17 protein-coding genes and 1 pseudogene are annotated in these 22665 nt (G+C 63.1%); 17 read left to right on the top strand and 1 reads right to left on the bottom strand.

Annotated elements, in window-relative coordinates; all coding sequences use genetic code 11:
* The first annotated feature begins 9 nt into the window (after nucleotides 1-9).
* From JMY28_RS35195 to JMY28_RS35115, 17 genes and pseudogenes are all read left to right on the top strand, one after another.
* Nucleotides 10-876, top strand: coding sequence for a phosphate/phosphite/phosphonate ABC transporter substrate-binding protein (locus JMY28_RS35195; protein ID WP_201700493.1), 867 nt, complete (start codon nucleotides 10-12; stop codon nucleotides 874-876).
* Nucleotides 833-2056: a ferritin-like domain-containing protein gene (locus JMY28_RS35190; RefSeq protein ID WP_201700492.1), complete on the top strand. Its 1224-nt coding sequence runs from the start codon at nucleotides 833-835 to the stop codon at nucleotides 2054-2056. The genes JMY28_RS35195 and JMY28_RS35190 overlap by 44 nt, the downstream gene beginning before the upstream one ends.
* A gap of 440 nt (nucleotides 2057-2496) precedes the next feature.
* Nucleotides 2497-2931, top strand: coding sequence for a hypothetical protein (locus JMY28_RS35185; RefSeq protein WP_201700491.1), 435 nt, complete (start codon nucleotides 2497-2499; stop codon nucleotides 2929-2931).
* Between the two features lie 637 nt (nucleotides 2932-3568).
* Nucleotides 3569-5404, top strand: coding sequence for a S53 family peptidase (locus JMY28_RS35180; protein ID WP_201700490.1), 1836 nt, complete (start codon nucleotides 3569-3571; stop codon nucleotides 5402-5404).
* Nucleotides 5405-5695: 291 nt separating this feature from the next.
* Nucleotides 5696-5995, top strand: coding sequence for a hypothetical protein (locus JMY28_RS35175; RefSeq protein ID WP_201700489.1), 300 nt, complete (start codon nucleotides 5696-5698; stop codon nucleotides 5993-5995).
* Nucleotides 5996-6480: 485 nt separating this feature from the next.
* Nucleotides 6481-9171: a LuxR C-terminal-related transcriptional regulator gene (locus JMY28_RS35170; RefSeq protein WP_201700488.1), complete on the top strand. Its 2691-nt coding sequence runs from the start codon at nucleotides 6481-6483 to the stop codon at nucleotides 9169-9171.
* A 353-nt stretch (nucleotides 9172-9524) separates the two neighbouring features.
* On the top strand, nucleotides 9525-11603 hold the full coding sequence (locus JMY28_RS35165; protein ID WP_201700487.1) for a hydantoinase/oxoprolinase family protein: 2079 nt from the start codon (nucleotides 9525-9527) through the stop codon (nucleotides 11601-11603).
* A gap of 15 nt (nucleotides 11604-11618) precedes the next feature.
* A complete protein-coding gene (locus tag JMY28_RS35160) occupies nucleotides 11619-13280 on the top strand; it encodes a hydantoinase B/oxoprolinase family protein (protein ID WP_201700486.1) in 1662 nt (553 codons plus the stop codon).
* A 41-nt stretch (nucleotides 13281-13321) separates the two neighbouring features.
* Nucleotides 13322-14710, top strand: a complete 1389-nt coding sequence (locus JMY28_RS35155; RefSeq protein WP_201700485.1) for an aminopeptidase P family protein — start codon at nucleotides 13322-13324, stop codon at nucleotides 14708-14710.
* A gap of 78 nt (nucleotides 14711-14788) precedes the next feature.
* The gene (locus JMY28_RS35150; RefSeq protein ID WP_201700484.1) at nucleotides 14789-15676 is read left to right on the top strand and encodes a hypothetical protein; all 888 of its coding nucleotides are present in this window, start codon (nucleotides 14789-14791) and stop codon (nucleotides 15674-15676) included.
* A 55-nt stretch (nucleotides 15677-15731) separates the two neighbouring features.
* Nucleotides 15732-16550 (top strand): aspartate/glutamate racemase family protein, encoded by an 819-nt coding sequence (locus JMY28_RS35145; RefSeq protein WP_201700483.1) that lies wholly within the window; start codon nucleotides 15732-15734, stop codon nucleotides 16548-16550.
* 35 nt (nucleotides 16551-16585) lie between these two features.
* Nucleotides 16586-18007 (top strand): MFS transporter, encoded by a 1422-nt coding sequence (locus JMY28_RS35140; RefSeq protein WP_201700482.1) that lies wholly within the window; start codon nucleotides 16586-16588, stop codon nucleotides 18005-18007.
* Nucleotides 18004-18819 (top strand): avidin/streptavidin family protein, encoded by an 816-nt coding sequence (locus tag JMY28_RS35135; protein WP_201700481.1) that lies wholly within the window; start codon nucleotides 18004-18006, stop codon nucleotides 18817-18819. The genes JMY28_RS35140 and JMY28_RS35135 overlap by 4 nt, the downstream gene beginning before the upstream one ends.
* Before the next feature lie 71 nt (nucleotides 18820-18890).
* Nucleotides 18891-19220, top strand: coding sequence for a BON domain-containing protein (locus JMY28_RS35130; RefSeq protein ID WP_201700480.1), 330 nt, complete (start codon nucleotides 18891-18893; stop codon nucleotides 19218-19220).
* Nucleotides 19221-19484: 264 nt separating this feature from the next.
* Nucleotides 19485-20624 (top strand): annotated as a pseudogene (locus JMY28_RS35125) (2-isopropylmalate synthase); the annotation flags it as partial.
* A gap of 175 nt (nucleotides 20625-20799) precedes the next feature.
* Nucleotides 20800-21894 (top strand): branched-chain amino acid aminotransferase, encoded by a 1095-nt coding sequence (locus JMY28_RS35120; protein ID WP_201700478.1) that lies wholly within the window; start codon nucleotides 20800-20802, stop codon nucleotides 21892-21894.
* Entirely contained in the window at nucleotides 21891-22028 is a 138-nt protein-coding gene (locus JMY28_RS35115; protein WP_201700477.1) for a hypothetical protein, read from the top strand. The genes JMY28_RS35120 and JMY28_RS35115 overlap by 4 nt, the downstream gene beginning before the upstream one ends.
* A gap of 23 nt (nucleotides 22029-22051) precedes the next feature.
* Here JMY28_RS35115 and JMY28_RS35110 read toward each other — a convergent pair whose 3' ends face one another.
* Nucleotides 22052-22522: an Lrp/AsnC family transcriptional regulator gene (locus JMY28_RS35110; protein ID WP_201700476.1), complete on the bottom strand. Its 471-nt coding sequence runs from the start codon at nucleotides 22520-22522 to the stop codon at nucleotides 22052-22054.
* Nucleotides 22523-22665: the final 143 nt, after the last annotated feature.

Raw genomic sequence — 22665 nt, 5'->3', positions numbered from 1 at the left:
ACTCATGTCATGTCCCGACACACACCGCTAATGCTCGGCGCAGTTGCCTACGCGCCGAAGGTCATCACAATCTGGGAGGGCTTCAAGGCCTGGTTCGCCGAACGCGGACTGGCGATCGACTATCTCCTTTACTCGAATTACGAAACTCAGGTCGAGGCCCAGTTTGCAGGCGATATCGCCTTCGCATGGAACTCGCCGCTTGCGTGGGTCCGCGCGAGCCGCATCGCGCAAGCGCGCGGCGAAGTCGTGTCCCCACTCGCCATGCGCGACACGGACATCGATCTGCGTTCCGTGCTGGTGGTGCGCAGCGATAGCAGCGTCCAGTCGCTCGGCGACCTGCGGGGCGCCACGATCGGCTTTGGCGCGATCGATTCGCCTCAGGCCACGCTGATTCCCCTCGATCATCTGCGCCATGAGGGAGGACTCGTCGCGGGACACGACTACGAGGCGCGGCGATTCGACGTGCTGGGCGGCAAGCACGGCGATCATATTGGCGGCGAACGCGATGCAGCGAGCGCACTCGTGAACGGCGAGGTCGAGGCGACGTGGATGATCGCAGGCAATTTCCGGGCGTTCGCAGACGAAGGTACGCTGCCCTCGGGTGCCACGCGCATCGTCGCCACAACTGGCGCATACGATCACTGCAACATGACGGTTAGCCCTGGCGTGCCGCAGGAAGCAACACGCCGCTTTGGCGATCTGTTGCTCTCCATGGACTGGAACGATGCCCGGGTACGTCCTCTGCTCGAACTGGAGGGCCTCAGGTCGTGGCTGCCTGGGCGTTCAAGCGGCTACGCGCTGCTCGAGCGTGCAGTAACGGAGGAGCACTTCTATGACGGCCACGGCCGGATTGTCGAACCCGCTTATCGATATTGAGTCGCTCGGCTTCGACGCGGGTGCTCACATTCTGGTCAGGCATGCGCTGGACGCGCTGGCGCCCGGGCAGTCGCTGCGCGTGGTGGGCACGGCAACCGGCTGGGAGGTGATGCTCGAGCACTGGTGCCGCAGTCAGGGACATCGGCTGGCGTGGCAAACAGGCGACGCGGGTCGACAGTTCGCCGTCATCGAACGCGACAATAGGTACGGGCGTTGGCGCAACGCGCATCAGACGGGACACTGTGATCCGCGCGCGGCGCAGGCGGTTGAGTCGCGAGCTCTTCCTGCGTGGGGGCTGGCCGCCAGGGGCGCGCAGGTAGAGGCGGGCGCACCTGAGTTTGCGTTTCGGCTGGACAACAAACTAGAAGTCTGGACGGAGAACGCGGCCGATCTCTACGCCCAGGGCGTTGCGGCGCAGTGGGATCCCGACCAGGCGATCGACTGGGCTGTGCCATTCGAATTGCCCGCGCCGATAGAAGCCGCCGTGGTGCAGATCATGACGTACCTGGTCGAGAACGAGAATGCCGCGCTCATTGTGCCTGCACGCTTTCTCGGACAACTGCATCCTCACTACCGCGAACTGCAGGCCGCCCTCGCGATTCAGGTCGCGGATGAGGCAAGACACGTCGAGGTCTTCACGCGGCGCATTCGCCATAAAGGCCACGAGCCGGCATTGTCGACAGCGGGAGGGCAGGCATCGCTTAAAACACTGCTCGATGAACCCGATTTTTCCGTCGCTAGCTTTTTGCTCTCGGTGATGGGCGAGGGCACCTTTGTTACGCTGCTGCAATTCCTCCAGAACTACGGCCCCGATCCGCTGACACGCCAGATCGCACGCCTGGCCGCCCGAGATGAAGCTCGGCATGTTGCGCTGGGTATGTCTCATCTCCTCTATCGGATGAAGAAAGAGCCTGAACTGCGCTCGCGCCTCGCGCACGCAGTCGAGCGACGCCATGCCGAACTGGAGGGAACGACTGGCCTCAATGAGGAGGTATTCGACGCGCTCATTCTTCTCGCGGCGGGTGAACTGACGCCTGAAGCCGTGGCGCGGGGCTATGCTCTCGTTCAGAACCTGATGCGCGAGATGGCCGACGGTCGTTACGCAAGGCTTGCGCGCCTGGGCTTTGAACAGGATCAGGCCCGACAGCTCGCGTCATTGCATACCCGAAATTTCATGTAGAACATCTCTGCCGCTCATTTGTACGTCGATCGAGAAATGCTGCGCGCGTACGCAAGCGCTTTGGCCGGATGAGCCGATGGGATTCAACCCCGGTCGATGCAACACAATAGCGGCGCTCATGAGGTGGGTTGAGTTCGCGATAGCCGAAACTCATTGAACGTCGACAACGGTGCTCATTGGTACGCGCGAAGTTCGCGACGCGCAACGTCATGCGCCCCTCGACCGCCGGACGGCGTCAAGTTGCTGAACAGGCCCTAAACCTTTGTTGGCCACCGCCGTTAACGCAAATGGCGAAGGCTTGGGGACGACGGACGGTGTGCGCCTCCATTGTCGGTGACCCAACGTGTCGTGGCCGACCGACCGCAGATTTGGTTGGGCTCGCTTAATCGTCTGGGCTCGAATCACGTATTTTTCGTTTTGGTTATTTTTTGGAGGGAGTTTTGAAGAGGATTCTACTATCCGCGCTGATTTTTGCTGTCGCACAGTCCGTGAAGGCGGAATGTACTATAAATAGCATCTATCAGGGTCTGCCTGCGAAGGTGCTCCAGGAAAATGGCTGGAATTTTCAAAACTATAATATTGTCTGCGAAAAATTGAGGCGTGCCAACGCTTCGGTTGTCATCAACGGTACGGCGTCTGTTCTTACTGGAACGTCTTTGGGCTGGGCTACTTTGAGCGTTGCCGACAAGAAAACCGGACTGGGTATTAGTGACTATTATTCCGCGAATACCGAGACGAATACTTACGCGAGTCAAGACAAAGCTGAAGAGTTGCTGTACGTGGCAATTAATACCGCTGCGAATAATTGGAAAGACCTCGACAGCGCGTTGGCCATCCTGGATGAGAAGCGACGAAAACTCGGTATCGCGCGATAGTTTTAATCAAGACCCTGACGGCAGCACTGTCGCCGGGGGCAGGTCATGGCCTCCACGCAAACTCTCAATCCGCGCAGGGAACTCGTGCTCGCCATCGACTTAGAGGGTGTTCATGAATCTCTCGGCGCCTCCGGTGTCTTCCGGCAGGCAACGCCCGGCGCGCGCAACGCGCGCATGGTAGCGGCCTTGACTGCTTGCGTACCCTACGCAGACAAATCCTTTAGCGAACCTCACAGGCTTTCGACTCCAGGCAGTCGCCGCCTCCTGTTGAATCCACTCGCTGCCGAGAAGCGATGTGCGTGTGCGGAACAGGATCTGCGTCTCGTGGCGGACCGATCGATTAAATGGGTGTGCTCTGTCCATCAAATGATGGACGCGCTAGCGTCTCTCACCCCTTAGCCTTAGGCGTGGCTCCTATTTGAAGCGGTGCAAGACGAGGATGTATGGCGGGGCCGTTGAGCTTCCCGGCCAGGGCGACGCCTTCTCGTTGATGCCCGGTCGGCCTGGCGGCACCGACTGGAAGGCGGCCTGAGTCGGGCCGCCCCTGGTCATCAAGGAGAATGCAATGGCGAGCACACCCAATACTCCCGGACCCTGCGACTTTCGGCCTGTGAACGGCAGCAGACGAGTCCCTCGAATGGGGGCGCGGCGCGTCGGTCCTGCGGATCCCGATGAGGGACTCTCGGTCACGATCTGGGTCCGGCGCAGCCCCGACGCGTCGCCGCTACCCGACGCACAGAGATGGCAGATGCTTCCCGTGAGCGCGCGCCAGTATCTGACGCGCGAGGAGATTGAGCGTTGTACCGGCGCATCCCGGGCGGATCTCGATGCCGTGGCTGGCTACGCGCACACGTGCCAGTTGACCGTGCACGCGACGAGCGTCGCGCGCCGCACAGTGGTCGTGACGGGCACGGTCCGGCAAATCGAAGCGGCCTTCGCGGTCGAACTTTCGCGGTACGAATCGGACACGGAGCGCTATCGGGGTCGCGAGGGGTACATCTATGTCCCCGCTGAGCTTGGCGATATCGTGCAAGGCGTGTTCGGGCTCGATAACCGACGCATGGCTCGCAGTGCAGGGCGCTTCTTTCCCGGCGGGTTCGAGAACAACCTGCGGCCGCCCAATACACAGCCGCTCACACCGCGGGAGGTCGCCGGGCTCTACGATTTTCCGTTCACCTATGCGCTCGACACACCGTTGACGGGCGCGGGACAGACGATCGCTCTCATCGAGTTCGAGACAGGGGGCGACGTGGGGTGGGCCCAAGGTGGCTACGATCCTGCCGACATCGCGGGTTTTTTTAATGCACAGGGCCTGCTCACGCCCAATGTGTTCGCCGTGTCCGTCGACGGCGCAACGAACAACCCGGTGGGAGACCCGAAGCGCGATCTCGAGATGGTCGCCGATATCGACGTCGCAGGTTCGGTGGCGCAGGGCGCGAACCTCGCCGTCTACTTCAGCAACTGGACGCTTGCAGGCTGGGTAGATGTGATTCACGCCGTCGTTCACCCTGAATGGAACGCGCAGGGCGAGAGCGATCCCACGAAGCTGCCCGCAGGGGTTAGCGCGCCTTCTGTCGTGTCAATCAGTTGGGGCTGGGCGGAGCTGGAGCCGGGAATCGATGTGGACGGCTCCGAATGGACGAAGTCGACCACTGCCGCTCTGCGTGAGGCGTTTGAGTGCGGCAGCATGGCGGGCATGACGTTCTTCGCCGCGACGGGCGACGATGGCTCGCGTTGCCAGATTGGGGATCACTCGGCGCACGTGCTGTACCCTGCGTCGGACCCGTATGTCACCGCATGCGGCGGCACAATGATAGTTCAAGCGCCGCAGCTTCTGCCGCCGCGCACGGGCGATCGCGAACCCGTTGCAGTCGAATCGCCGTTTACCGAGCATACGTGGAATGACCTGGCATGGGCGCCGTCAGGTAAGTCGACGGGCGTGACGGGCGGGGGCGTTAGCCAGATCGTCGGAGTGCAGTCGTGGCAAAGCGAGGCCAACGTGCCGCCGCTCGCCGAACCGCCGACTCTGGGGCGACCCATTCAAGAAAAGTGGCATCGCGGCCGTGGCATACCCGATATCGCGGGCAATGCCAGTCTCTTCAGCGGCTACGCACTTTGGTATCAAGGCGCACCGACTACGACCACGCTCTATATGGGATCGCCGATCGGACATTTCTACGGCACGAGCGTTGTGGCGCCGCTCTACGCGGGACTGGCAGCGCTGATTGCTTCTTACTTCGACCACGGCATCGGCTGGCTCAACCCGCTGCTTTACGCGCGAGGCGCGACGAGCCTGCTGCGTGACGTTGACGACGGAATCAGCAACGCGGTTGGTCATTCGCCCGGCTATAAGTCAGGGCCAATGTGGGACGCGTGCACGGGTTGGGGGAGTGTCAATGGCAGGCTGCTGCTCGAAGTGCTCGTCGGCGCACCGTTCGGCATATCGGGAACGCCCAACGTGCCGCCTCCTTGAACCGCCGGCCGACGCACTCCACGTGCTCTTCGATGATGGACCGCGGGTGGACAAACTGAAAGCCGTCGTTGTCATGGTGTTCACTTGAACGACAGCTTCGGGTTGAGCGCAATGACCATAGATCAAGCTGGAACATTCAATTCTATTCGCTTCAATATGTTCAGCAACTCGACCGTTGTTTCGAACCCAACACCCGCGTTAGTCGGCCCACAGGTTTGCTCTGGATGTGCAACGATAGTCGTGCAACTCGCAACTGTGTGAAGACGCTAGACAACCCAACGGGGAGGGAAGATGAGAGAAGACGCCGAAACGCTATTCGTCGCTTCCGAGGACGTGGCGACAGCGCTGAACCTGCTGGAGAGCATTGAGATTGAGGTCGGTTTCGATAGCGATGATCCGGAGAGCATCGAGCAGGCGATCCTCGCGGTCGAGGAGGCGATCAATACTCGCCTGAGCGGCTATCGCGGCGACGCACGTGTTGAATCGGCGATCCTTCGCGTTAAGTTCGACTTCCGGTGCGCGATCCTTGATCAAGCCTCGTCCGATGAGGCCGATGGTGAGGCCGTCAGCAGCGTCCACACCTTGCATTGATCATTTCAGGTCCATATGATCCGATTGCCAGCCGGGATCGAATCGGCCGCGTCACGAGGCACTTAACTGGAATCCAACGCCTGATTGACTCCATCGGGCGCACGCCGCCGCGCGCGGCGCGCCGCCCGAGCATCTCCGCAGCGGCCTTCTGATTCCCGCGCGGGTCACGGTCGCGCCCCCGAACCTACCGCAAAGCGTCGACCTGGGTCGTGCGATGAGACCCCAGACTTACCCGCACACGCCCTGCACAGAATTTCGGCTGCGTTACACTGCGCGCAATATGGCTCGTGTCGCGAGGGCACGCGAGCGACACGTCGCCCGCTGCCTTCTCGCCGATTGTTCCGACCGATGCGCCAGACTCAAACCAGGCAAATGCCGCTTTTTTCAGCCCCCGGCCCGAGCGGGCCATTTTATGTTCTTGATCGACTGTGCGCTGGGTGCCGCGCCACCGTGCACGAGCCGCGACGCGACAGCGGACAGTCCACATGACGGACATCCGCCTCGATGCGTCCGATCCGTCGAGCGCCTGGATGTGGGTCGGCAAACTGGCGCCCCCCCATACCCAGCTCGAAGCCGTACCGCGCATCGCGTTGCTCGAGCGCCTGCAGGCACACGCAAGCCGTCCGCTCACGCTCGTGGTCGCCGCCCCCGGATTTGGCAAGACGACGTTGCTCGCGCAATGGCGCGACGCACTGCGTGCGAGCGAAAGTGCGCAAACGCAGCCGGTCGCCTGGCTCACGCTGGACGAAGCCGATGGCGATCCGAACCGCTTCCTCGTTTATTTGCTGCTGTCGCTCGAAGACGCCGGCCTCGATCTCGGCAGCCTGTCATCGTTGGCCCACGCCCAGGCGCTGGATGCGCGCGCGCAGCGCACGATCGCCGCGATGCTGCAGGCGCTCGCGCGCGACGGGCGCTGCTTTACGCTGATGCTCGACGACTACCACCGCGCCGCATCGCGCGTGGTCGACGAAATTGTGCTGACGCTGCTCGAACGCGCGACGCCCAGCTTGCGCCTCGTGATCGCGAGTCGCACGCGGCCGGCCTGGCAAGTCGCCACGCTCAAGGCGCGCGGCCTCGTCCACGAGATCGACGCTGATGACCTCGTTCTGTCGCTGCCCGAAGCCTCGCAGATCCTCGGCCCTGACCACGGGCCTTCGATCCTCGCGACCGTCCACTCGAAAACGGAAGGGTGGGCCGTCGCCATCCAGCTTGCGCGCTTGTGGCTCGCGCGAGGCACGGCGTCAGCATTTGGCTTGCCGTCGTTCTCCGGGCACGTCGCCGAGATGGCGCAATACATGGCCGAGCAGATTCTCGACAATCTCCCCGAAGATTGCCGCGACTTCCTGATTGAGACGTCGGTGCTCGAGCGCTTCAACGCCGATCTGGCCGATGTCGCGCGAGACCGCCACGATAGCGCCGCGCTGCTCGCACGCCTGACCTCGTTCCACGCGCTGCTGGTCCCGCTCGACGCCAACGGCAGCTGGTTCCGCTACCACCTGCTGCTCTCCGATTTCCTCAGTCAGCGCCTCAGTACCCGGCGTGCCTGCCAGATCCATCGAGCGGCTGCGCAGTGGCTCGCGCAGCGCGGCGACTGGGTACTGGCGGTGTCGCACGCGCTGCGTGCGCAAGACACGGCACTCGGTGTACGGCTCGTGCTCGACGCGGGGGGCTGGGAGCTGGTGCTGCGCCACGGCATCCACTACACCCAAAGCCTGCTGCAGCAATTCGACGAGCGTGCGCGCCGCAGCGACCCGGAACTCGTGCTCATGCAGGCATACCTGCAGGCCAAGCTCGGCAACCCTGCACTGGCGATGGAGTTGCTGCGCCTCGCCCAACCGGCCATGCACGGCAATGCGCGCCTTGAACGCGACTTCACGGTAATCGAGGCGCTCTTGCGCGGCTACTTCGACATCGACGGCGACGATTTGCGCTTGCCCGTCGACGATCAGAGCGCGAACGAGCGGCTGCCCGACGACTCTCTCGGCCAGGCGACGTTGCTGTGCGTGGGCGCGCTCTTCGCGATGCGGCGCGGCCAGATGCGCAACGCGATCGGAGCGGCGCGCGCGGCACGTGTGCGCATGCGCATCGTGGCGAGTCCGCTTGGCGAGAATTTTTGCCTGATGCACGAGGCGCTCGCCCTGTGCACGAGCGGCGAGATCGCAACTGCGCGAGAACGGATCGACGAGGCGATGATGCTCGCCGAAGCGAACTTCGGCACGGATAGTTCGCTCAAGGCCGTGGTCGGTTGCCTGAAGGCGCAGCATCTCTATCTCGAAGGCGCGTGGGCGGACACCGAATCGTGGCTGGGCGAGGGCCAGGAAACGCTGGAGCATATCGACGGCTGGTTCGAACTGTTCGCCAATACCGCTGATATCGCCTGGCGCGTCGCCCTGCGCCAGCACGGCATGGAGCACGCCTGCCGCGTACTCGATCACACCGCGCGCGTGGCGCAGGACCGGCAACTGCCGCGACTTGCGGAACTGGTGGGCATCTGGCGCGTCGATTTGTTCGCGCAGTGCGGGCAGGGGGAGCGCGCGCAGCAGGAGGCACAGGCGCTCGGTCTCGGAGGGATAGCCGCGGAGGATGACGGTCTCGACTGGCGCCTGTGCGAAGCGGCGTCGCTGGCTTTCGCACGCATGCGCCTCGCGACGGGTGCGGCCGCCGAGGCGCTTGCACGGCTCACGCACGACGCCGCGAAGCTGGAGCGGGCGGGCTTGCTGCTGCCAGCCTGGCGTCTGCGGCTGCTTGCGCTGATCCCCCAACGCAAAACCGCGGGCGCGAATGGACCAACGCCCGCGGAGCTTGCCGAGGCGCTCGGACCGGTCATCGCCCATCACATTCCCGGCTTGCTGCTCGATGTGGGGCCCGGCATTCTGCCGTTCTTGCAGACGGGCGATGTCGCCGGCGTTGCCGCCTTGCAGTCGGTCGTCTCGCAACTGCGCGGCTGGCGGGCGCATCCCGTGCGCCCGCGCGCACAGTTCAGCGGCAAGGAAACGCAGATTCTCGGCCTGCTCGCCACGGGGCAGACCAACAAGGCAATCGCGCGCTCGCTCGACATCTCCGAGAACACGGTCAAATTCCACCTCAAGCAGATCTTCCAGAAGCTCGGTGTCGATTCACGCGCTGGCGCCATCGCGGCCGCCATGCAGCAGGGGCTGTTGCCCACGCAGCCGTGAATTCGCGGCGCGCAGCGCCTTTCTCGACCTAGCCTTCCTCCGAATCTACCCGCACAAAACTACCCGAATGGGTAGGCGGGTAGCACGCCCCCTCGCTCGCCTACCCGCCGTGCCGGTTGCCGCGCGCTTATTGGATTCATAAAGTCCGCCTCAGCAGCAAATGAACCGCCCCGCGCCGTCCCTGGGCGCGCATTGTGCGTGGGTTGTATCGCGAGCGCTTCGCACGAACGCGGCCTGGCCGCTCACATGAACATACGCTTAGGCATGCTACTTATCATGAAACGCGGTAACCAGTCAGAAAATCATCGGCCGGCGGCGTTTGCTCCGGCCATCGTGACGCAAGGAGAAGTGCGATGACCCCTGGTGGAAAGACCATCCGTGTGGCGACCGATGTCGGCGGCACGTTCACCGATCTCGTCTACTTCGAGATCGATCCCGTGACCGGTGCGCAGACCGTTCGCACGGCAAAAACCGACACCACGCCACCCAACTTCGAGCAGGGCATCATCAACGTGCTCGACAAGGCGCAGGTCAAACTCGACGAGGTGAGCTTTCTCGCGCATGGCACGACCGTCGTCATCAACGCGCTGACCGAGCGGCGCGGCGTGCGCACCGGTCTCATCACCACCGCGGGCTTTCGCGACGTGCTGGAAATCGCACGCGCCAATCGCCCGGACTTCTTCAATCTGAAGTGGGTCAAGCCTGCAGCGTTCGTGCCGCGCCATCTGCGCCGCGAGGTGAGCGGACGTGTCAACTATGACGGCGCGGAACGCGAGCCGATCGACCTCGGCGCGCTCGCGGACATCGTGAAGGACTTTCGCCGGGCGGAAGTCGAGGCGGTAGCGATCTGCCTGCTGCACGCCTATGCGAACCCCGCGCACGAGCGAGCCGTGCTCGACGAGGTACGCCGCTTGTGGCCCGAAGTCTCGGTCGTGGCCTCGCACCAGATCACGCGCGAATGGCGCGAATACGAGCGCACGAGCACGGCAGTCCTCTCGGCCTACGTGCAGCCGATCGCTTCGCGCTATCTGGACCAGCTCGAGCAGGGCGTGCGGGCCAACGGCTATCGGGCGCCGCTCTATGTGATGCAGTCGAACTGTGGCGTCGATACGGTTGCCCATGCGCGCGAAATTCCGATCACGATGGTCGAATCCGGTCCGGCGAGCGGCTTCTGGGGTGCCGCCGAACTGGGCCGCCTGATCGGCGAACCAAACGTGCTGGCGCTCGACATTGGCGGCACCACGGCGAAGTGCTCGCTGATCGAAAACGGGCAGGTGACCATCAAGACCGACTACTGGGTGGAACGCGACCGTGTGAACGCAGGCTATCCGATCATGGTGCCCGTGGTCGATCTGGTCGAGATCGGCAATGGCGGCGGCTCGATCGCGTGGGTCGACGACTTTGGCAAGCTGCATGTCGGTCCGCAATCGGCGGGCGCGTCGCCGGGCCCGGCGGCCTATGGCAACGGCGGAACGCACGCGACGACGACCGACGCGAACCTCGTGCTCGGCCGCATCAACAAGGATTACTTCTGCGGCGGTGAGACCGTCGCCGACATGGAGGCGGTCGAGCGCGCACTCGACCCGCTCGCGGCGCGCCTCGCGATGACGCGCGAGGAAATCGCACGCGGCATCGTTCGTATTGCCAACGACAATATGGTCAATGCGCTCAAGCTCGTCTCGCTCAATCGCGGCCGCGATCCGCGAGAATTTACGCTGGTCGCGTTTGGCGGCGGCGGGGCAATGCACGCGGTCGCGCTCGGTCAGGAACTGGGCGTGAGGAAAGTGGTGATTCCGCGCGGTGCGTCGGTGTTCTCGGCGTGGGGCATGACCATGTCCGATCTGCGCCGCGACCTCTTCGTGAACCGCTTTTCCCAGACCGCCGACGAAGCCGCGCTCGCGGCCGCGCAAGGCGCGCTCGACGAACTCGTCGAGGTCGCCGTCGCCCAGTTCGGCGACGAGGGCATCGCCCGCAAGCAACTGAACATTGCGATCCACTGCAAGCTGCGTTACCAGAACCAGGAGCATTCGGTGGAAGTGCCGTTCAATGCGGGCGAGCGCATTGACTCGCACTGGAGCGAGATCGCCGCGCGCTTTCACGCCATCTATGAAAGGCAGTACACCTACCGGCTCGATGCGCCGCTCGAAATCGTCGGCTTCCATATCGTCACGACTTCGGAGATCGGCAAGCTCGACCTCGCGGAACTACCCGTCACGGGCGCGACGCTTGCGAGCGCCGTCAAAGGCAAGCGCTTCGTGGACTACGCGCTCGAGGGCGTGCATGAAGCCACCATTTACGACAACGCGAAGCTCGAACCCGGCATGGCGTTCATGGGGCCCGCGATCGTGGAAGACGCAGGCACGACCATCGTCGTGCATCCGGGCAACGCTGTGAGCGTCGATCGCCTCGGCAACCTTCACATCACGCTCTGACGACGGAGAACGACGATGAGCAAAGTGGACATCTTTACGCTGGAGATCATCCAGAACTCGCTGCAGGCCATTGCCGACGAAATGTTCGCGGCGATGATCAAGACCGCGATGAGCCCGATCATCTACGAAGTGCTCGACATGGGCACGGGCATCACCGATGCGCAAGGCGACATCGCAAGTTCTGGCTCTGGGGCCCCGGGCTTCATCGCGGTGCTCGACAAGGCGGTCAAGCGCATTCTCGCCCAGCACGCGCAACCGGGAGAGATCGAGCCGGGCGACGTGTTCATCACCAACGATCCGCATAGCGGCGGCGGCGTCACGCACCTGAACGATGTCGTGCTCGCGATGCCCGTGTTCGCCGGCGACCGGATCATTGCGTGGACCGCGAACATCGCGCATTGGAACGACGTAGGCGGCTCGGTACCGGGCTCGCTTTCGACCAATGCGGGCGATATCTTCCAGGAGGGCCTGCGTCTTGCCTGTGTGAAGCTGATATCGAAGGGCAGGCCGATCCGCCCGGTCATGCAGATCCTGCGCTCGAACACGCGCTTGCCCGACTTCATGGAAGGTGACCTCTGGGCCGGGATCGCGGCCGTACGCGGCGGCGCGGCGCGCATTGTCGACCTCGCGGCCAAGTACGGCGTCGACCTGTTTCTCGAGGCCGTGGCGGATTTCATGGTACTGGGTGAGAAAGTTTCGCTCGCGGCGCTCAAGGACGCACCTCGCGGCCGCTTCACGATGGACGAACTACAGGACGATGGACAGACGTTGCGCGTGATCGTAGAGATCAACGACGGCGGTATGGTCGTCGATCTGCGCGACAACCCGGCACAATCGGCCGGACCCCACAACCTGAGCCGCGACGGTACCGTCGTCGCCGCGCAGATGGCATTCAAGGCTGTCACCGATCCACGCGCGGCGACCAACGGCGGCACCTTCCGTCCGCTGACCGTGCTCACGCGGCCGGGCACGATGTTCGAGGCACAGAGCCCGGCCGCTGAAGGCTTTTACTTCGAGAACCTGATCCGGGCGCACGATCTCATCTTGCGTTGTCTCGCGGCGCACTTGCCGGAGCGCCTGCCAGCGGGCAACTTCGCTTCGATTTGCGGCACCTTCATCAGTGGCGTGCACCCGGATACGGGGCGAGCGTTCACGCTCGTTGAACCCGAGATTGGCGGCTGGGGCGGCGAAGCCGGGCGCGACGGCAACAGCGCCGTGTATTCGGGCATGCATGGCGAAACCTACAACTGCCCCGCGGAAGTCTGCGAAGCGCGTTATGGCCTGTACGTGGATTGCATGACGCTCAACGACGAACCGGGCGGACACGGCGAGTTCCGCGGCGGCCGCGGCATTCACGTGGAGTATCGCGTGCGCGCCGATCACACCTTGCTCACCTGCGGCTATACCCGTTCGAACGTGCCGCCCTGGGGCCTTGCCGGCGGCGCGGACGGCTCGCTCAACTACATCGAAGTCGTGCGCGGGAACGGCGCGACCGAGCGCTATTCCATGGTGAGTGCGCTTCCACTCGATAGCGGCGATGTGATCCGCATCCGGACGGCGTCGGGTGGCGGCTTCGGCGATCCGGCGGCGCGCTCGCGCGCGGCGGTGCTTGACGACCTGAAGAATGGTTATGTGAGCGCCGAAATCGCGAAGAGCGTCTATGGCGTCACCGGTTGACCGCCGCATTGAATCATCGCAACACGACCCAGGATTTCCTTATGTTTGCAGAAAGCATCTATGTCGCGCGACGCAAGGCGCTGCGCGAAAGGCTTCGCTCGGGTATCGCGCTGATGCCGGGGAATGTCGACGCGCCAATCAATTTCGCGCATAACGTGCATCCGTTCCGGCAGGACGCGACGTTTCGCTACTTCTTCGGTATCAATCGCCCGGGGCTTGCTGCGTGGCTCGATCTGGAGAGCGGCGAAGACATCGTGTTCGGCGACGACGCTACGCTCGACGACGAGATCTGGCTCGGCAAAACACCCTCGCTCGCGAGCGAATGCGAGCGGGCGGGCTGCCGGACGGTGCGCGGCTACGCGGCGCTGCAAGCCGCGCTCGACCATGCGCGGCGCGACGGTCGTACCGTGCATTTTCTGCCGCCGTATCGTGCCGCAACGACGCTCGAAATTGGCCGGCTCATTGGCTGTACGCCTCAGGAAGTGGCGACGCGCGCCTCGGCGGCGCTGATCGATGCGGTCGTCGCGCTTCGCGAACTCAAGGGCGCGGAGGAGATCGCGCAGATCGAATCCGCACTCGCGGTCACCGACGCAATGCATCGCGCGGCGATGCGCGCTGTGCGCCCCGGCGCCGGTGAGCGCGAAGGCCTTGCGCGGATGCACGAGGTGTTGGCGCAACACGGCGTGCTGGAAGCCTATCAATCCGTGTTCACGAAGCGCGGCGACATCCTGCATAACTTCAACTACGGCGGACGTCTCGAGCCGGGTGACCTGGTCGTCAACGACTCGGGTGCGACGAGCCCACTCGGCTACGCGAGCGACATCACACGCACGCTGCCGGTGAGCGGGCGATTCAATGCGCGCCAGACGGAGCTATATACGCTCCTGCTCGAGGCGCAAGACATCGGTATTCGCGGCTCGCGCCCAGGCGTGCGCTACGCGGACGTACATCGCGCGGCCGTCACGCATCTTGCCGACGGCATGGTGCAGATGGGGATTTTCAAGGGCTCCGTTTCCGACGTCGTCTCGTCGGGCGCATACGCGGTCGTCTTTCCGCACGGTCTCGGGCACCAGCTTGGCCTCGACGTTCACGATATGGAGTCTTACGGCGAGGACCGCGTGGGCTACGACGCACAAACGCCACGCAGCGCCCAGTTCGGTCTGCGCAGTCTGCGCATGGGCAAGCCGCTCAAGGAAGGGATGGTCCTCACGGTTGAGCCCGGCATCTATTTTATCGAGGCGTTGATCGAGCGCTGGGCTGCGGAAAAGCGCCATGAGGGGCTGATCGACTACGCGAAGCTGCGCACTTACGTGGGGCTGGGCGGCATGCGTGTCGAAGACGAAATCGAGATCACGGCAACGGGGGCGCGCGTGATGGGCCGGCCGACACCGAAGACCGTGAGCGAAATCGAAGCGGCGATGGCGGACTGAACGTCCTGCCGCGTAAGCGGCATGGAGACAGACGGTTAATCAGGATTGCGTATCAAATGAAACGGACAGGGGATTAGCATGAAAGTGGGGCGTAGGTTGGCGATCGGTGCTGCCGGTCTGACTCTTTTTGCAGGTGCCGCGTTGCCGGCTTGCGCCGACGAATTCATCGGCTACGGCCAGGCGGGCGCGCCGAACTCATGGGCGCTCGAAGCGTTCCCGGCGTTCCAGCACACGAGCCCGAATTCCAACCAGATCTACTCGTCATTTAACCCGGCGTATTTCACCGAGACGGGCTTCACTGGCACGCATCGCGATCAGTTCGAGTTCTGGATCAACGGCTCGGTGGGCTATGCGAACACGCACGGTGCGCCTGGCGCAAGCGGCTTCGGGGGCGCGTATCCGAATATCGGCATCGAGTACTACTACAACGTGATCGTGCCCGACCAGCCCGTGGGTACGCCCGGCTACAAGACATTCTGGACGAGCCCCACATTCACGGTCACGTTCCCCAACGGCAGCACGAAAAGCGCAGGCTTCGGGGCCGGGGCAAACCAGTATTCGTACAGCTTCAACGTCAACAACTACATCCAGATTGGGCGCATCGGCGTGACGATCAATCCTGTCGAACTGACCTACGCGACGCGCAACCTCAACGCGACAGACATCGGCAACGGTCAGGTGGAGCATCTGCGCGGCGGCCTCAGCATGACGCTCCTCGACATCGCGGGCGGCTACCAGGTGCGCGACGACCTCTTCGTTGGCCTGCACCACGCGTACAGCATCTATAGCGCGGCGGGCTCCGATTTCGAGGAAATGCGTGAAGGCAAGATCGGCCCGGCGTTCAGTTATTACGGTCTCGCGAAATACGGCATTTATATCTCAGGCAATCTCAACTTCGATTACTACACGTCGTCGAACCTGCACCGATCGGTCTCGTTCACGATGGCGCTCGTTAAATACCTGTAACGCAACTGCACCTTTCGCAGTTCGCAGATGCTTTATTCAAGCAAGGAGTTGTGCAATGAGCAATTCGTTCAAGGGCGAACCGGTGGACGTACCGGTTTCGGTGCGCTGGCTCAATCCTGTGGGCGTGGCCACGTGGAATCGTCCCATCGCGCAGATGCTGCACGCCATCAAACAGCCAACGACGACGGTGGAAGTGGCGTCGCTCGACCTGATGCCCACGCCAACGCATCTGGAGTACCGCGCCTACGAGGCGCTGATCGAGGAAAAGACGGTCCATGTTGCGCGCGACGCCGGCGTGCAGGGGATCGATGCGATGGTGATCGGGTGCTTCTACGATCCCTCGCTCGAAGCGGCACGTGAAATCTCGGCGCAGACGATCGTGGTCGGTCCATGCCAGGCGAGTTTGCAGATCGCCGCCAACCTGGCCAACCGCTTTTCGGTGATCGTGGGGCGCGAAAAGTGGGTCGAGCAGATGCGCGAGCGCATTCGCGGCTACGGCATGCTGGATCGTCTCGCGTCGATGCGTTCGCTCGCGATGGGCGTGAACGATTTTCAGACCGATCCGGCGCATACGCGTGCGCGCATCATCGAAGAAGCGCGGCGCGCCGTGGAGCTAGATCGCGCCGAGGCGGTGATTCTGGGCTGCACGATCGAGTTCGGCTTCTTCGACGCCGTTCAGCAGGCCGTGGGCGTGCCCGTGATCGATCCGGTCGTGGCCGCATTCAAGCTCGCTGAATCGCTCGCGCAGTACAAGCGCCAGTTCGGCTGGCAACCTTCGCGCGTATGGAGTTGCGAGCCCCCGCCGGAAAGCGAGTTGCGTGATTTCGGCCTGTTCGCGGGGCCCGCGCCGCTTGGCGACGTCGTGACGTGCTGACGGGCGTCCACCAACTCATATCGACAGAGGAAATCATGACGCATTCTTCGCAGGACGCACGCGCCGCGTTGCAGTCAGCCCTCGCGGCGGGCATCGCAGCGGACGTGCCTGGCTTCGACGAGAGCGAGCGCCATCGCGCACGTCCATCTTCGCCCACAGCGATTCCAGTTGGCAAGGTGTTCGAAACATTGCCGCTCACACGAGAGCATCTGAAGAGCTGTCTGGCGCTCTTCTTCGTGTTCGTGATCGAGGCGTGGGAGATGATGATCATCGTCTACAGTTCGCCGCTCATCTCGCACGACTTCAATCTCGGGCCCGTCGCGATCGGCAACCTGATTGGAGCGATCTTCGTGGGCATGGGTATCGGGTCGATTTTCTGGGGGCCGCTATCGGAGCGTCTCGGCCGCAAGCGCTCGATTATCTGGAGCCTCGTGATATATGGCGTAGTCTCCACGGCGAGTGCGTTCTCACCTGACTACGCCACGCTTTACGCCACGCGGCTCTTGTCGGGCATCGTTGCTGCGGGCATGCTCGTCGTGACGTTCCCGTACTTCGAGGAACTGCTGCCCGTGCCCAAGCGTGGCCCGTTCACGGTCTATCTCGCGGCGGGCTGGCCCATCGGCATGATCCTCGCCGTGTGCGCGACGATCTGGCTGATGCCGTTCGGCTGGCGGTGGGTAATCGGCGTGAGTTCGGTGGCAGCCTGCTGGGCGCTCGTGGTCGCGCGCTGGGTGCCGGAGTCACCGTACTGGCTTGCCGCTACAGGGCGGCAGGAAGAGGCGCGCGCGGCGATTGCACGTCTGAGCCGAGGCGCGACACAGATCGCGCCTGACCACACGCTGCATGTGGAGGCCGTCGTGCGCAGCGTCTGGCGCGACCTTTTCGCGGGGCGCACCTTCTTCATGACGATCCTGCAGGTGTGCATCAACTTCACGTTTGCCTGGGGCTACTGGGGGCTGCAGACCTGGCTTCCCACGCTGCTCCAGCAGCGCGGACTGAGCTTGCCGCAAAGCTATGGCTTTATCGCGCTCTCGGCCCTATGCATGATTCCGGGCTACATCAGCGCGTCGTTCCTCACCGGGCGTTTCGGGCGCAAAAAAGTGATGATCGCGTACGTGGCGCTTTCGGCCGTCGCCGGCTATGTTTTCGCCAATGCGCAAACGCAGGGTGCGCTGTACTCCAGCAACTTCGCACTCGCGTTCTTCAGCCTCGGCGCGTGGGGCGTTTGGGATACGTGGGTAGCCGAGATGTACACGACGCGGCTGCGCACGATCGGCTATAGCTGGGCCATTCTCGCGCAGCGGCTCGCCAACTTCGCCGCGCCGACTTTTATCGGCTTTCTCGTGGCGCGTGGATCGTCGTTCAATATGACGACCACCTTCATCAATCTCTTTCTCGTCGTCACGGTGCTGCTCGCGTTGATGCTGCCAGAGACGGAAGGCAAGGAACTCGCATGACGTCCAATGCTCAGCAAATGCAGCACGCGCCGGGACTCGGGACGTGGCGCAACCAGTATGGATCGCTGCTCGAGATCGCGCAGCACGAGGCGGACGGGCGCGTGAGCGGCACGTACCGCTCGGAAACGGGCGCGACGGGGACGTATCCCGCCTCGGGGTGGATAGGCGAGGCGCACGACGGCAACCGGCCGTTCGCGCTCGCGGTGCAATGGCGTCCGCTCGATAGCGACGTGATCGACCCGGGCTGGCATTGGGTTTCGGTCATGGCAGGCGTTTTATATGCGGGCACGCATCTGCAGGTGTTGCACGGACTGGTTGCGTCCGGCCCATTCGACGCGGTCGAACTGGGCGAACCTGGTGTGTACTCCGAAACGTTGACATTCGATCGCATGACCGGGCCAGTTCCCGCTGTCCGCGCAGCGGTGCCGCAGGTTTCCTCGCGCTCGGCAGTCGGGATGCGCGGCGTGCAGAACGGCTGGATCGAGTCCATGGACTACACGTACAACGAGTTCGGCACAGTGAGTGGAACGCTCACGACACGTGACGGCGCGCAACTCGTGCTATTGGGCTTTACCGACCCTTCGCCGGATCGTGAACTGCAGAGCGTTGCGCTGACCGCGCTCGAGCGGGCGCCCGACGGACGTATGCGGGCGATCGGTGTGGGCGGCTTCTTCGACTGCCACGCGAGGCAGGCGACACTGGAGCGCTTCACCGCGCGAGCCGTTGCGCATGGCAATCGCTATGCGGGCGTCTCGGTTGCGCGCGAGACGCTGGCGGTCGAGTTCGTCGAGCGGGCGTGCAGCGTAACGTGATGCCAACCGATTGCAGTGTGAAAGCATCGCTCTTTGAACAACGATAGACACACCACGAGGAGAACACCCACATGAAACGCATGCGAACCCTGACGGTTGCCATTGCGCTGACGCTTGCGGCGGGCTCGGCCTGGGCGCAGGGCGGCTCGCCGCTCACGCCGGAATCGGCTTCGGAGATCATCGCGGCCACGGCGCGCGACAAGCAGATGGTGGCGGACGTGCGCGCGGCGCTCGGCACGGCAGGCGTCGACGCGGGTAAGGTGAAGGTACGCGCTCGCGACGGCGTCGTGACGCTGAGTGGCCGAGTGCCAGATGCCGAGGCGATTCAAACCGCTGCTTCCGCGGCGGCGGCGGTCAGCGGTGTGAAAACGGTACGCAACAAACTGCGCGCGGCCAACTGATGGGTACAGGGAGGAAAGCTCGCGTGCCGGGTCCATGCGGCAGCGGTAGATAGCGGCTGGCGGGTGCGTCCTGACCGATGCGTGGCGATGCGCATTCGCCCCTAAGCGGGCTTTCGAGGTCGCGGGTTGATCCTGGGTTCATTTGAAATATCGTTGGCTATAATCGCGAACGGTCGGGCGCTGTGATCCAGCGTCCCGGCCGGCAGGAAGGGTTACCCCCCTTTCCCTGATCAACGCAGTGGCCGATCCCCACAGGAGACTGGCGTGACTGAAAAACTCATCATTTTCGATACCACCTTGCGTGACGGAGAGCAGTCGCCGGGTGCGTCGATGACAAAAGAAGAAAAACTCCGCATCGCCAGGCAGCTAGAGCGTCTGCGCGTCGACGTCATCGAAGCAGGTTTCGCAGCGAGTTCGGATGGCGATTTCGACGCAGTGCGTGCGATAGCAAGCGAGGTGAAAGACAGCGTCATCTGTTCTCTCGCCCGCGCGAACGAGCGTGACATTTCCCGTGCGGCCGAAGCTTTGCGGCCAGCCAGTCGTTTTCGCATTCATACCTTTATCGCAACATCGGCGCTACATATGGAGAAAAAACTCCGCATGTCCGCCGACCAGGTGTATGAGCAAGCGCGGCGCGCAGTGCGTCAGGCGCGTCAATTCACCGATGACGTCGAGTTCTCCCCGGAAGACGCTAGCCGCTCCGACATGGACTTCCTTTGCCGTGTGCTGGAAGGCGTAATCGACGAAGGCGCGACCACAATTAATGTACCGGATACGGTCGGCTATGCCGTTCCGGAAGGCTATGCAGCGCTGATCCGCGAACTGCGCGAGCGCATTCCAAATTCACACCGGGCGGTATTTTCGGTGCACTGTCACGATGATCTTGGTCTTGCGGTGGCGAACTCTCTAACCGCGGTCAAATCAGGCGGCGCAAGGCAGATCGAGTGTGCGATTAACGGCCTTGGCGAGCGGGCAGGGAATACGGCGCTCGAGGAAGTCGTCATGGCGCTCAAGACCCGGCGAGATCATTTCGGCCTCGATGTGCGTGTCGATACAACCCAGATTCTCGCGACTTCACAGTTGGTCTCGGAAATTACCGGCTTTGCGGTTCAACCGAACAAGGCAGTCGTTGGCGCTAATGCCTTTGCGCATGCTTCAGGCATTCATCAGGATGGCGTGCTCAAGGCGCGCGACACCTACGAAATCATGCGAGCGGAAGATGTAGGCTGGAGCGCGAACAGGATCGTGCTCGGAAAACTTTCCGGTCGAACCGCCTTCAGGCAACGCCTGCACGAGTTGGGCGTCACGATAGACGGCGATGCGCAACTGAATGCAGCGTTCATGCGTTTCAAGGCGCTTGCTGATCAGGAGGCCACCGTTTCCGATAACGAGCTGGTCGCCCTGGCGCGAAGGACGCCGTCCAGATAAGCCCGAAGTCATTCCCGTTGAAGATAGACGCGCGCTTCTCCGTGCGCCATTCTTGAGCGTGCAATCGGCTGGGCCACAGGGAACGCTTATAGTGTTGGTTTCTCACCCTGCGTGCCCCCGCGAATCCTTCTCGTCATTGCCCGGAAAAACCATGAATACTGAATCAACCATGCAGTTTGCTTTTTCGCTCATCGCGACACCTACCCCGCACGATCAAATCGTCGCGAGCATTGCCAACCCGGTGTTCGGTCGTGTGTTCACCGATCACATGGCGACTGTCCGGTGGACTAGTGCGCTCGGCTGGCACGACGCGAAAATCGAGGCGCGCCGGCCGTTTCAGATCGACCCTGCCTGCGCCGTCCTGCACTACGCGCAGGAAATTTTTGAAGGCATGAAAGCCTATCGCGGCGAAGACAACTCAGTCTCGCTCTTCAGGCCCTTCGAGAATGCAAAGCGCTTTCGCGCCTCGGCAGAGCGGATGTCCATGGCCGAACTTCCCGATGCACTCTTTGTCGGGGCGGTGGAATCGCTTGTGAAGGTCGACAGGGACTGGGTTCCTGGAGGTGACGGCAGCTTGTACCTGCGGCCTTTCATGTTTGCAACGGAGACTTTTCTCGGTGTGCGCGCCTCGAGCGAATACCTGTTCTGCGTGATCGCCTCGCCGGTGGGGCCATATTTCAAGGCGGGCAAGACGGCAGTCACTGTTTGGGTGTCCGATCGATACACGCGCGCTGCGTTGGGTGGCACGGGCGCAGCGAAGTGCGGCGGAAACTACGCCGCGGGCCTCAGTGCCCAGACAGAGGCGTCGGCCAACGGATGTGACCAGGTCGTGTTCCTCGACGCAGCGGAACACAAATGGATCGAAGAACTGGGTGGCATGAACGTGTTCTTCGTGATGGACGACGGTTCTCTGCGTACACCGCCGCTGTCGGGCACCATCTTGCCGGGTATTACGCGTGCTTCCATCATCGAGCTGGCCAAACGGGAAGGCATCGTGGTCTCCGAAGAACCCTATGCATTCGAAACATGGCAAGCCGATGCCATCAGTGGTCGTGTCAGGGAAGCCTTTGCCTGCGGTACGGCAGCAGTTGTGACGGCGATCGGAGCGGTTCGTCACGCAGCAGGCGAATTCACGATCGGCGATGGCGGCGAAGGGCCTGTCACGCAACGCATTCGCGCTACGCTCACCGGTATTCAGCGCGGCAAAATTGCTGACCCGTTCGGCTGGATCCACCACGTTGCATGAGCAATGGGAGACGTCGCCGCGAGCGGCGTAGCCGATTGCAGGACCGCGTGGTCGAACGCGCGCTGATCCGCCAGTACGAAGCCGCGCGGCCGGTGCGGGAGCGCCATCGTGCGAGGCTTGCCGAGGGCGCTTAACGCCGTCCCGATGTGTGGCCGCTTCAGATCAGCGGCGCGGCACGCATCAGCACGGTCTTGAGCGCGAAGCTCGACTTGATGTGCGCGACGCCTGGAATGCGCGTGAGCGAGCGCGTGAGGAACGCGTGATAGCCATCGAGATCGCGGACGACGACACGCAGTGTGTAGTCGGCATCGCCTGTCACGAGGAAGCAGTCCATGATTTCGGGCGCGAGGCCGACCTGCTCTTCGAAGCGCGCGATCGTGGCCTCGGACTGGTTGTCGAGCGTGACGGAGACGAAGACCGTCATCTTGCCGACGAGCCGCGCTTCGTCGAGCCGGGCCGCGTAGCCGTGGATATAGCCACGCTCTTCGAGGTGGCGCACGCGGCGCAGCGTCGGGGTCAGCGAGAGATGGATCTTCTCGGCGAGATCGCGCCAGCTCATGCGGCCGTCGACGCTCAACTCACGCAGGATGCGCAGATCGATGCGGTCCAGCTGCTCGTTGTCTTGCATGCCAGGTTCTCCGGAACGTGCTGGCGAAACGGAACGTCCATCGCCGGACGGCGACGGGCCGGCGCTACAATAGGCGCACCGGCAACGCCCCCGATGCTCCTCGTGAGGGTCATGGCGCCGTCACCCCGTACATCGGCAGGTCC

Source organism: Paraburkholderia hiiakae, from assembly GCF_904848665.1.
Taxonomy (GTDB): Bacteria; Pseudomonadota; Gammaproteobacteria; order Burkholderiales; family Burkholderiaceae; genus Paraburkholderia; species Paraburkholderia hiiakae.
The sequence above is the reverse complement of the archived record's forward strand: the minus strand, read 5'-3'. Positions and strand labels throughout refer to the sequence as shown.

Coding starts and splice junctions, on each gene's coding strand:
- JMY28_RS35155 (WP_201700485.1), top strand. CDS start 13,322: ATGTTTGCAGAAAGCATCTATGTCGCGCGACGCAAGGCGCTGCGCGAA.
- JMY28_RS35195 (WP_201700493.1), top strand. CDS start 10: ATGTCCCGACACACACCGCTAATGCTCGGCGCAGTTGCCTACGCGCCG.
- JMY28_RS35130 (WP_201700480.1), top strand. CDS start 18,891: ATGAAACGCATGCGAACCCTGACGGTTGCCATTGCGCTGACGCTTGCG.
- JMY28_RS35140 (WP_201700482.1), top strand. CDS start 16,586: ATGACGCATTCTTCGCAGGACGCACGCGCCGCGTTGCAGTCAGCCCTC.
- JMY28_RS35175 (WP_201700489.1), top strand. CDS start 5,696: ATGAGAGAAGACGCCGAAACGCTATTCGTCGCTTCCGAGGACGTGGCG.
- JMY28_RS35150 (WP_201700484.1), top strand. CDS start 14,789: ATGAAAGTGGGGCGTAGGTTGGCGATCGGTGCTGCCGGTCTGACTCTT.
- JMY28_RS35115 (WP_201700477.1), top strand. CDS start 21,891: ATGAGCAATGGGAGACGTCGCCGCGAGCGGCGTAGCCGATTGCAGGAC.
- JMY28_RS35170 (WP_201700488.1), top strand. CDS start 6,481: ATGACGGACATCCGCCTCGATGCGTCCGATCCGTCGAGCGCCTGGATG.
- JMY28_RS35120 (WP_201700478.1), top strand. CDS start 20,800: ATGAATACTGAATCAACCATGCAGTTTGCTTTTTCGCTCATCGCGACA.
- JMY28_RS35180 (WP_201700490.1), top strand. CDS start 3,569: ATGGGGGCGCGGCGCGTCGGTCCTGCGGATCCCGATGAGGGACTCTCG.
- JMY28_RS35110 (WP_201700476.1), bottom strand. CDS start 22,522: ATGCAAGACAACGAGCAGCTGGACCGCATCGATCTGCGCATCCTGCGT.
- JMY28_RS35145 (WP_201700483.1), top strand. CDS start 15,732: ATGAGCAATTCGTTCAAGGGCGAACCGGTGGACGTACCGGTTTCGGTG.
- JMY28_RS35165 (WP_201700487.1), top strand. CDS start 9,525: ATGACCCCTGGTGGAAAGACCATCCGTGTGGCGACCGATGTCGGCGGC.
- JMY28_RS35190 (WP_201700492.1), top strand. CDS start 833: ATGACGGCCACGGCCGGATTGTCGAACCCGCTTATCGATATTGAGTCG.
- JMY28_RS35160 (WP_201700486.1), top strand. CDS start 11,619: ATGAGCAAAGTGGACATCTTTACGCTGGAGATCATCCAGAACTCGCTG.
- JMY28_RS35135 (WP_201700481.1), top strand. CDS start 18,004: ATGACGTCCAATGCTCAGCAAATGCAGCACGCGCCGGGACTCGGGACG.